The sequence below is a fragment of the Hungatella hominis genome, from assembly GCF_014288005.1.
Lineage (GTDB): Bacteria > Bacillota > Clostridia > Lachnospirales > Lachnospiraceae > Hungatella > Hungatella effluvii.
Window position 1 is genome coordinate 327,116 of sequence record NZ_JACOPB010000004.1, and the last position, 11,166, is coordinate 338,281.

Annotated in this window: 5 protein-coding genes; 1 reads left to right on the forward strand and 4 read right to left on the reverse strand. The window is 49.2% G+C overall.

Annotated elements, in window-relative coordinates:
- Positions 1-134: 134 nt before the first annotated feature.
- Positions 135-1,256 (forward strand): substrate-binding domain-containing protein, encoded by a 1,122-nt coding sequence (locus H8S75_RS12010; RefSeq protein WP_279288664.1) that lies wholly within the window; start codon positions 135-137, stop codon positions 1,254-1,256.
- A gap of 97 nt (positions 1,257-1,353) precedes the next feature.
- Here H8S75_RS12010 and H8S75_RS12015 read toward each other — a convergent pair whose 3' ends face one another.
- From H8S75_RS12015 to uvrA, 4 genes are all read right to left on the reverse strand, one after another.
- Positions 1,354-4,362, reverse strand: coding sequence for a 3'-5' exonuclease (locus H8S75_RS12015; protein ID WP_187021839.1), 3,009 nt, complete (start codon positions 4,360-4,362; stop codon positions 1,354-1,356).
- 320 nt (positions 4,363-4,682) lie between these two features.
- The gene (locus H8S75_RS12020; RefSeq protein ID WP_187021841.1) at positions 4,683-7,886 is read right to left on the reverse strand and encodes a UvrD-helicase domain-containing protein; all 3,204 of its coding nucleotides are present in this window, start codon (positions 7,884-7,886) and stop codon (positions 4,683-4,685) included.
- Positions 7,887-7,996: 110 nt separating this feature from the next.
- Entirely contained in the window at positions 7,997-8,206 is a 210-nt protein-coding gene (locus tag H8S75_RS12025; RefSeq protein WP_187021842.1) for a hypothetical protein, read from the reverse strand.
- Positions 8,207-8,242: 36 nt separating this feature from the next.
- Entirely contained in the window at positions 8,243-11,068 is a 2,826-nt protein-coding gene (gene uvrA, locus H8S75_RS12030) for an excinuclease ABC subunit UvrA (RefSeq protein ID WP_187021844.1), read from the reverse strand.
- Positions 11,069-11,166 lie beyond the last annotated feature (98 nt).

Here is an 11,166-nt window from a genome sequence, read left to right on the forward strand (position 1 = left end):
TGTTCTATTTTTGTTCCTATTTTGTTATTTTTGTCATATTATACAATCTTTTTGTTCCTATTTTGTTTATATTTTTGTTCCTGTTCCGGAATAATTGTATTGACTTTTCCCCCTTATTCATCTAAGATAATTACATGAATAAGAATGATTTAATAACCCAGGAAAAATTAATTTTACAGCAGATTTATATGGATGAGCTTGAAGTAGGCGATACAATTCCCTCTGTACGTGAACTCCAATCCCGTCTCTGTTTGTCGCGCAATTCTGTTTTGACAGCAATCCAGTCTCTGAATGAAAAGGGGATCATAAAAAAAGGGACATCTCCCCGTCAGGGATACCGGCTCTGCGAAAAGCCAATCGGAGTAAACAGCAAATACAATCGGGGCCAGGAACTGTCGGTCCAGTACTTGCTTCCTTTTACTACCTGGAATTACACGATCAACAAATATCTGTCTAATTTCGAAAGCATATTTTCGAGACACGGAATCAATTTAATCTTCAGTAATACCCATAATTCCGTGGAAGAGGAAGGCCGTCTGATGGAAACAATCTACTCCAAGCCGGCTTCTTTGCGTCCGGATTTTTTATTTTTAACTACCTGTGACAGTACCGATAACCCGAACCTGGCGCTGCTCCAGAAAATGAATGAAGAACTGCCCTGTATTCTGATCGACCGGTATTTTCATGGCCGGAATTTTCATTACATTGGTGTAAGCAACAACTATATTGGAAGCCGGACTGCTGAATATTTACTGCAAAATGGCCATGAGCACATCGCTTACATCAAAGCCTATGGAAAGATTTCTACTATTCACGACAGATTTTCATCCTTCCAGACTGCTTTGGACCTTTCTTCCATACCATTGGAAAAGCAGAATATCTTTTCCCTGACTAACGCCAACGTTGGATCAATCGCAGATATTCAGGGGGAAATCGACCGTATAGGCGCCAGAATTCTATCGCTTAGCCCGCGTCCAACAGCTGTTGTATGCAGTTTTGACCGTATTGCAGTTGCTCTGATTAATTTTTTCACCAAAAACAGCGTGCGTGTGCCAAAGGACATCTGTGTGATCGGCTGTGACAATGATGTTGATGTAGGAGCCATGTCCCCGCTCTCCCTGACCACGTTCCGGCATCCTTACCGTGAATGCGCACGCGAGGCAATCGCACGTATGGAAGCTGTAAAAAACAATCAAAAGGCTCCACCGCATGCGGCGGAATTTTTTTCAGATTTCATCATTGGAGAATCCACGTAAAACAAAAAGTAGGATATGGCTGCCGAATTACATACGCCATATCCTACTTTTATTTGCTTACACTATAACACCGTTCAAATAAAGAGCCCGCCATTACCTATAAAATGAAAAAATAATCAATCTGCGCTTCCCCTTCCGTATATAAATAAGAGCCATACATCGGAATCGTACAGCACATGACCCGTCTGCCCCCTGGAACCAGGATCTGATAGCCGCTGTTCGACTTGACACAGGCAGGCCTCTTTGATTTTGCACCGAAAGAGATATACTTTGCTGTAGTCTTCAAATCAAGCCATTGCTGGTCGACCGCCCCTCTCGCCTTCAATACCTCTTTTTTGCTCCAGTCGAAATAGGTCCACGTCTTATTTTGGGGAGCGCCTGCTATCTGTCTTGGCAGTGATGGATTTTCGCTGAGAAGAAGCATCTCTTTCTCAGTATAGAAAGAGATTCCGCCGTTTTTCTTGTCGATCCGCAAGAGCAGCTTTCCAAATTTCACCTCCACACGGGCCTTGTCTTCCCTGTAATTCCATTTCAGCCTTGGTGTGAGTTCAATCTCTGCCGGTATCTCCGGAAGCCTGCCTAATGACTCCCCTGCAAAAGTGATTCGTACTGCATTTTCACATATCGGCGTGACCCGAAGAACTCCGCAGGCATTCGTCACCTCAACATAGCTTTTATTGCCGGTCACCCATCGTACTGCCAGATTTAATTTGGAATGGCCCAGCGGCCTTAAGCTGTTCGTACCCGGAATTACTCCAAATTCCGATTTTTCTGACGGGCTATTTGCAGCGCGTGCTTTTTCTGACCGCTTCTCTTCGATGGAATTCTGAACAACAATTCGCTTCGGTCCGATGCGGTTGCGCAGTTCCATCTCGAATTTTCCATGGGATACGCGTTCCAGTTCTATTTCCCTGTTGGTTTTGGGCTTCTCCTCACGCACCCGCCTGGCAGGCTGCTCCTGCCGCACGACTACGTACTTTCGTTTCTTCTCCTCTGATACGGTGGTACCAATCAAATCTGTCAATTTTCCGGAATAAAGCACCACCAGTTCATGGAGCGCTCTCGTAGCCGCCACATACAGCAGTCTCGCAAAGCCATCCTCTGACGGATAATTCTCCTCACTGGCATTAAAAAGGAGAACTGCATCAAATTCCAGACCTTTTGCATATTCGATCGGCAGAACCATAACACCGCTTCCAAACTCTTCCGTTTCCGCATCAAACTCCCGAAGTTCTACTTTTTTCCGCAGCTCTTTCGTTAATTTGCTCACTTCCTCTTCGTCTCTGCAAATGACTGCAATCGTTTCATAGCCCTTCTTCTGCCATTCCAAAATGGTGCCCGCGGTCTCTGCAATCAGCCGTCCCTCATCCTCGCACCCCGTCGTTCGAACTTCTTTTCCGTGGCGGATAATCGGCTCAACCGGATAAATAGGAAAATTCCCATGCTGCAGAATATTCGTTGCGAAATTAGAGATTTCCACCGTGTTTCGATAACTTTTTCTCAGCAGCCCGAAATAATCAAATTCCCCTGGCAGCATGAGGCTCCTGAGTTCCTCCCAGTCTGTCAGTCCGTAATCAAAATAGATGTTCTGGGACACATCGCCCATAATGGTATACGTACATTTACTGAGGCAGTATTTTAATGCCCCATAGGCCATCATGCCAAAATCCTGCGCCTCATCGATAACCACATGGCTTGCTTCCTGGATGACCTCCGTCTCCTTGATTCGTTTATACAGATAAGCCAATGCGGCCAGATCATAGAGATCGAAGGAATTTCCAGGTGAAGGAATCCGGGTTCCTTTTTCCCTTTGCTCTGCCAGAAAACTGTCATACAACTCAAAAATGGAACCCTTCCACTCCCGTTTTCCGAAATAGGTCTGGTAATACTTCAGAAGCGCCTTCTGCTCTTCCGGCGGATACGTATAGTATCTTCCATATATCTCATTCTCCACCTTCGCCATGAGGTGCTCCGTCAGCTTGTCCAGCTTGTCAGGAAGCGACAGGTAATCAAACTTCTTAAGCAGCCCCTCAATGGAGCTCCGGGTCATCAGCAGGCGGTGTGTTTTCTCCGTATAGACATCCTCCAACGGAATATAGCTCCACTCGTAGCGCCGGCAAAACGCTTCCAGATCATGAAACCAGGAAAAGCTGCCTTTTACGCAGGCTGTTTTATCTTCCCGCTCCAGTTTTTTAATCGTATATTTCCTATCATCCCAGTCCTCATACAGAAGACGCGTAAACAGCTGCTCCATCGTCATCTGTGATACGCCGTACACGTCCAGATCCGGTAAAATACCCGTGATATAGTTGAGGAGAATCCGGTTGCTTCCAATAATGTAGAAATCCTTTGGCTGAAATTCCAGATCGTAGTTGTACAAAATATAGGAAATGCGGTGCATGGCCACAGTCGTCTTACCGGAACCGGCCCCGCCCTGTACAATGACATTATGCTGCGGCCTCTTACGAATGATCTCATTCTGCTCCTGTTGAATCGTTGCAATGATATCATTTAAAACGGATCGTTTATTCCTGGCAAGGTATTTTGTCAGCAGATCATCATTGGCCACTACGTCTGAATCGTAAAAATCCTTCAGTTCATCATTTTCGATTTCGTAGGTGCGCTTTCTGGAGAGATCAATCTCAAACGCCCCTTCTCCCTTTACCGAATACGTACACGCTCCAAGGGAACTTTCATAATAAACCGATGCGATCGGCGCCCTCCAGTCGATGACTACCAGCTCTGCGGAATTCTTTGTAATTGCTGCCTTTCCAATGTAGTAACACTCTTTCTTTAACAGACTGGCATCAGTAAAATCAATTCTTCCAAAATACGGCTTTTTTCTGCTTCGCTCCATGCGGAGCAGTTCCTGCCGGACCTGCTGGAATCTGGCGTCGGTATTGAACCACAGCGCCAGACCTTCTTTGTCCTCTACATCATAAATTTCCTTCAGTTCATGCAGTTCATCTGCTAAATTCTCAACAGAGGACCTGGCCTGATTTAAATTCCTGTCCGCTATGGCAAGAATTTCTGAAAGTGTATTTCTCTCATCCTCCAGGGTGACTCCCGGTATACTCTTTGTCTCTGTCTGATTTTTCTGCTTCATGCCCGTCTCCCTTCTTTGTTCTGCGCATATGTTGCAGTTTATACGGCGGGAAAATTGGTGCATAAAGCCGCTTACAAGCAAGCTTGACGCTGCTTCCTGCGCCAATTTTCCCGCCGTCTGAACTGTTACGTGCATATTACTATCTTAGCAAAAAAAAGAAAAAATGGTAGACTTGTAATAAAAAATTATGTATAATGGATAATGAAGTGTGCCCGGATATCTGTCAGGGCATTTTTTTATTTCCAATCACACTCTCGAGTTTTTACCTTCTTTCAGCATTTTCGTTTAATCCATTATTTCGCTTCCACATATTCCACGCATCACGGCTGCATGAAATCAAACAGGCTCATCTGTTTCCCCATACCCGGATCACGCTGTTTTCCCGCATTTTCCCGCGTTATCACTTCCTCTGGAATCGCTTTCAAAAACGGTGACGGTTCCTGCGATGTAATCAGAAGCAGTTCATCCTTTGCACGGGTCATACCAACATAGAAGAGACGTCGCTCTTCGGCTTCATCGATATCCTGCTTACCGCTCTCCAGTGGAATCAGCCCTTTTCTGACTCCGCACATCAGAACCACTGGAAATTCCAGCCCCTTTGAGCCGTGAAGCGTCATGAGTGTCACGGAATCCGATGTATACGTTTTGCCTCCGCACCGTTTTATATCACTTTCCTGCCCAAAGGTCAGGTTATCGAGGAATTCGGCCATATTTTTATAAAAAACAGACATGGAGGCCAGCTTTGCCACGCCCTCTTCTTCCTGCAGATTCATATCCGAGACCCAGGCCTCCAGAAGCTTCTGCGGCTTTTCCTTTTTTATCTTTTTCCGGTACTTTAAAGCCGCCGCATCGAAAATACTCCCGGACATTTCATCCTCCGGCAGCTTCCATAACAGCTTCAGGCTCAGCCGGCGCGCCGTCCGGTCCTCCGGGTTAAGAAGCGCTTTGAAAAAGCAGAGCGTTCCCCGTACAGCCGGTTCCATCAGGAAATCTTCCCTGCCGGCAACCACATAAGGAATTCCCTCTTTTTTCAGACAGGTCTCCAGAAGCTCCGCCTGTCTGTTGGTACGGTACAGCACGGCGATGTCCGAAAAACTTCTGGCTCTTAAGTCATCCCCCGTTTCCAAATGCCCCTGCGCGTCCAGCATATCGATTCCGCCGATCAGGCGGTTAATCTCTTTTGCCACAAAAATATCCTCTGACATCTCCCCGGATGCCGTCACCAGGCGCACCGGAGTACCAGCCTGCCTCTGCGGAATCAGTCTTCGCTCCGGTCCATCGTTTTGTGAAATCACGCCGGAGGCCGCCTCCAGGATCTGCGGAGTGGAACGGTAATTCTGCTCCAGACAGATTGTGGTTATCTGAGGATAGTCCTCTCTCAGTTTTTCAAAGCATCTGGCATCCGATCCCCGGAAAGAGTAGATCGCCTGATCTGGGTCTCCAATGACAAATAATTCTCTCCCACCCTTATTCCATTCCTGAATCAGCTGGTACTGAACAGGGCTGATATCCTGGAACTCGTCTACCAGCAGATAAGAGAATCCCTGGCGGAGCGTTTTATTCTTCCCCTCCTCTTCGAAAAGGTGAAGCGTTTCCAGAAGCAGATCATCGAAATCCAGGATCCCCTGCTCCTTCAGCTTTCTCTGATATGCCTCGTAAGCCTCTGCCGGAACCGATTCCGTCTCTTTTTCCAGACCGCATTTTCTCGCGGAAACCTGCCGCAGGAACTGTCTGACCGGCAGGTTCAGCTCCCGGTCTGCAATGATCTCTTCTGCGGTATCCTTCATCTCCAATTCATCGGCCAGAGTAAACTCCAGGCCTGATTTTTTCAGGATATCATGGCAAATGGAATGAAAGGTTCCGATTCTCATACGGCTTACGAATCGTTTTCCGCCTAACTGGCTTTCCAGGCGCTCCCGCATCTCCCTGGCCGCCTGATTGGTAAATGTAACGGCAGTCATTTCCGTTGGTTTTACCCCTCTTTCCTCCAGAAGATGGAAAGCATGGGCCACCAGTGTCTTCGTCTTTCCCGTTCCAGGGCCTGCAGCCACATTGATGGTGCGCGAGATTGCTGTCACAGCGGCCTCCTGCTGCGGATTTAAGACGGACGTAAGCTGGTGGGACGCTGCTTCGTCTCCGCCTGCGTCAACCGTTCCCTCTATCCTCTGTTTCGCCCCTTGCTCTGATGAATGATCCGGAACCTCCATCGCAGCCGCAGCCGTCTCCATGCGTGACAATTCGGCCATCTCGACTCCCGTAAACAGGCTGAGCTGTCCGTCCATTCCGTCCAGTTCCATTTGATCGAATAAGCGTATGGTCCCATATTCTCCGTCATAGCCCGGACGGCGTTCCACTTTTCCTTCGCGCAGTCTGCGGATTCCCTCTGCCGTCAGGCGGCCGGAGACCTTTTGGATATCTTCAATCGGAAGCTCCCTGAGAATTGAAAATTCTGAGCCGAGTGCGGAAAGCATTTCATAATACTGATTTTCCACCTTCCGGCTGGCCGCTGAATGTCCGGTGGATGCGGCGATCACCTCCGGCAGCGGAACCAGACTCTCAAATGCCTTCGCTCCCGGCAGCACGAACCCTTCCTCCCGGTCCGCCAGCTGCTCCACGCGGTGGGAAACGCCTATGGTCAGTTTTCTGCCGCAGACAGGGCATTTACCGGAGTATTTTTCCGCGTCCAGTGGGCTCAGGCAGAGATGGCATTTCCGGTGGCCGTCATAATGGTATTTTCCTTCTTCCGGGAAGAATTCGATGGTTCCCATCAGCCCCTCTCCCGTCTGTATCGCCGTTTGCAGCCCTTTATAGGACAACTCCATATCGAGTAAGTTCGCTTCCCGCCCCAGCTTTGCAGGGGAATGAGCGTCTGAATTGGACACCAGCTGATAGCCGTCCAGCGCCGAAAGCCGCCAGTTCATAGGCGGATCGGAGGAGAGTCCCGTTTCCATGGCGTGAATGTACGGCGTCAAATCCTCATAGCATTCTTCCACCGTGTCAAACCCTGAAAATGCTCCGAACAGGGAAAAATGCGGCGTCCAGATATGCGCCGGAATATAGATCGATTCAGAATTGAGTTCCAGCATAATTTCCAAAAGATCATGGCAGTCCAGCCCCAGGATGGGACGCCCATCGGAGTGAATGTTGCCGATCGTTTCCAGTTTTCCTGACAGGCACTCGGCCGCCTCCAGCCCCGGAAGCAGAATCACACTGTGCACTTTCCGCACCCGGTCGTGTTTCTTGTAAATGGAACTGATCTCTCCTGTAATCACAAAGCGCGGCACAGCTGAAGCACCTGCCGTTTCATCTTTGATCCGGTACTCCTCCTTCAGCACATAGAGCCCATCCTCCGCCGGCTCCAGCTTCTCCTTCAGCTCCTGACGCCATGCCGGATGGGTAAAGTCCCCGGTACCAACAATGGAAATCCCTTTTCTCCTGGCCCATAAATCCAGATATTCCGGTGTACAGTCTTTGCTCGTCGCCCGCGAGTATCTGGAATGAATATGTAAATCCGCTATATACATAATTTTTCACCTGCTTTTTGTCAATATATGGTATATTATAGACTTCTTTGGCAGACGGTGCAAGAAGGTTTCCGAACAGAGGCCTATAAATCCTCTTCATCACATTTTTTTCACATTTTCATCAAATAATCTTCACATTCATTGGGTATATTAATACTCGTAAACAAGGTAAACACCTTTTCAACATAAAACTTTTTTTCATACTCAAAGCCGGCAGGATCCCCCTCTTGCCGGCTTCCTCCCTTTTTGGGGGAACTTTTAAAGAGATGCCAGGCCACCTGCATCTTCTGCAAATGACCTGGCATCTCTTTATTTTTCAAACTCCAGATTCCACAAGGAATCCCGGCATTCATTCTTTATTCCAGATACTTCTTCACATACTGCCCCGTATAAGACACCGGATTTGCAGCTACTTCCTCCGGGGTTCCCTGGGCAATCACCATACCGCCCTTGTCTCCCCCTTCCGGACCGATATCAATGATGTAATCCGCAGTCTTTATGACATCTAAATTATGCTCAATAACGACCACGGTGTTGCCGCCTTCCGACAGCTTCCGCAGAATCTCGATCAGCTTATGGACGTCAGCGAAATGGAGTCCCGTCGTCGGCTCGTCCAGCAGATAGATGGTCTTGCCTGTCCCACGCTTGCTTAACTCTGTCGCCAGCTTGATACGCTGTGCCTCACCGCCGGAAAGTTCCGTGGAAGGCTGTCCCAGCCTGATATAGGAAAGTCCCACATCGTACAGGGTCGCTATCTTTCTCGAAATGGAAGGAACGTTCTCAAAGAACTTCAGCGCCTCTTCCACCGTCATATTCAGCACGTCATAAATACTCTTGCCTTTATACTTCACATCCAGCGTCTCGCGATTGTACCGCTTACCTCCGCAGACTTCACAGGGAACGTAAACGTCCGGAAGGAAATGCATCTCAATCTTAATAATACCGTCGCCGCTGCACGCCTCACACCGGCCGCCCTTCACGTTAAAGCTGAAACGGCCTTTGGAATAACCCTTTGCCTTCGCATCCGATGTCGATGCAAACAGATCGCGGATCAGATCGAATACGCCGGTATATGTGGCCGGATTCGAACGCGGGGTTCTTCCGATCGGGGACTGGTCGATGGCGATGATCTTATCCAGCTGTTCCACACCTTCAATGCACTTGTGCTTGCCCGGAATGGTCCTTGCCCGGTTTAACTTCTTGGCCAGTGATTTATACAGGATCTCGTTCACCAGAGAACTCTTTCCTGATCCGGAGACACCGGTCACACACGTCATCACGCCCAGAGGGAATGTGACATCGATATTCTTTAAGTTATTCTCCTTCGCTCCGCGGACGGTCAGGCAGCCGGTCGGCTTTCTGCGCTCCTCCGGAACCGGAATCTTGATTCTGCCGCTCAAGTAGGCGCCTGTAATGGAATCCTTGCATTTCATGATCTGGTTTGCCGTTCCGACGGCTACCACATTGCCGCCGTGCTCGCCTGCGCCCGGACCGATATCGATGATGCAGTCTGCCGCGCGCATGGTATCCTCATCATGCTCGACCACCAGCACACTGTTTCCCAAATCCTTCAAATGAAGCAGCGTTTTCAGCAGCTTGTCGTTGTCTCTCTGATGAAGGCCGATACTCGGCTCATCCAGAATATAAGCCACGCCCACCAGGCCGGAGCCGATCTGGGTCGCCAGACGGATACGCTGTGCTTCGCCTCCCGATAAGCTGCCAGTGGCGCGGGTAAGGGTCAGATAATCGAGGCCGACGTCGATCAGGAACGTCACTCTGGCCCGGATCTCCTTTAAAATCAGGTCGCCGATGGAATGCTGCATCGGTGTCAGCACCAGCTGGTCTAAGAACTCCCGGAACTTGACGATCGACATATTGGTCGCTTCATAGATATTCTTATCTCCCACCGTAACCGCCAGAGACTCTTTTTTCAGTCTCATGCCGCGGCATGTCGGACACGGGGTAATCCGCATGAAGGTTTCATACTCCGCCTTGGATGCCTCGGAATACGTCTCGCGGTATCTGCGGGCCACGTTCTGAACCAGGCCTTCAAAGGCAACATCGTATACGCCTTCTCCACGCTGGCCCTTGTAGTGCACCTTGATCTCCTTTCCATTCGTTCCATTAATCAGAACGTCATGGATCTCCTTCGGGTACTCTTCAAACGGGGTATCCAGGTCAAACTTGTATTCCCTGCTCAGCGCCTCTAAAATGGCGCGGGTAAAGCTTCCCTTATCGGTACAGGACTGCCATCCCAGCACGGTGATCGCCCCCTGATTGATGCTCAGGCTCTTGTCCGGAATCATCAGGTCTTCATCAAATTCCATCTTATATCCCAGTCCGAAACAGTCCGGGCAGGCCCCGAAGGGATTATTGAAGGAAAAGCTTCTCGGCTCCACCTCGTCAATGCTGATTCCGCAGTCCGGGCAGGAAAAGCTCTGACTGAAGGTAATCGGCTCGCCGTCAATCACATCCACGGTCATCAGCCCGTCGGAAAGCTCCATCACGGTCTCAATGGAATCGGCAAGACGCTTCTCAATCCCTTCCTTCACCACCAGACGGTCCACCACGATATCAATGTTGTGCTTGATGTTCTTCTCCAGCTTGATTTCCTCTGACAGCTCGTACATGCTGCCGTCGATACGGATTCTGACGTAACCGCTTCTCCTGGCATGATCCAGAACCTTCGCATGTTCGCCCTTCCGGCCTCTTACCACAGGGGCGAGAAGCTGAATCTTCGTCTTCTCCGGCAGTCCCATGATCTGGTCCACCATCTGGTCCACCGTCTGCTTCTTAATCTCCCGTCCGCACTTCGGGCAATGGGGAATACCGATTCTCGCATAGAGAAGTCTCATGTAATCATAGATCTCTGTCACCGTTCCCACCGTAGAACGCGGGTTGCGGTTCGTGGACTTCTGATCGATGGAAATGGCGGGGGACAGCCCCTCGATGCTCTCCACATCCGGCTTCTCCATCTGACCCAGGAACTGGCGGGCATAGGAAGACAGCGACTCCATATAACGCCTCTGCCCTTCCGCGTAAATCGTGTCGAACGCCAGGGAAGATTTGCCGGAACCACTGAGACCCGTTAATACCACCAGTTCGTTTCTTGGAATATCCAGAGAGATGTTTTTAAGATTGTGCTCATTGGCACCTCTGATTTTAATATACTGCTTTGCCATACATATGACTCCTGTCTGAAAGTATGAAATAAATAATCATTACTATATGATCTGTGCTGTTTCCAGCACTCATTCTAATGGTCTGCCATCTCATAATA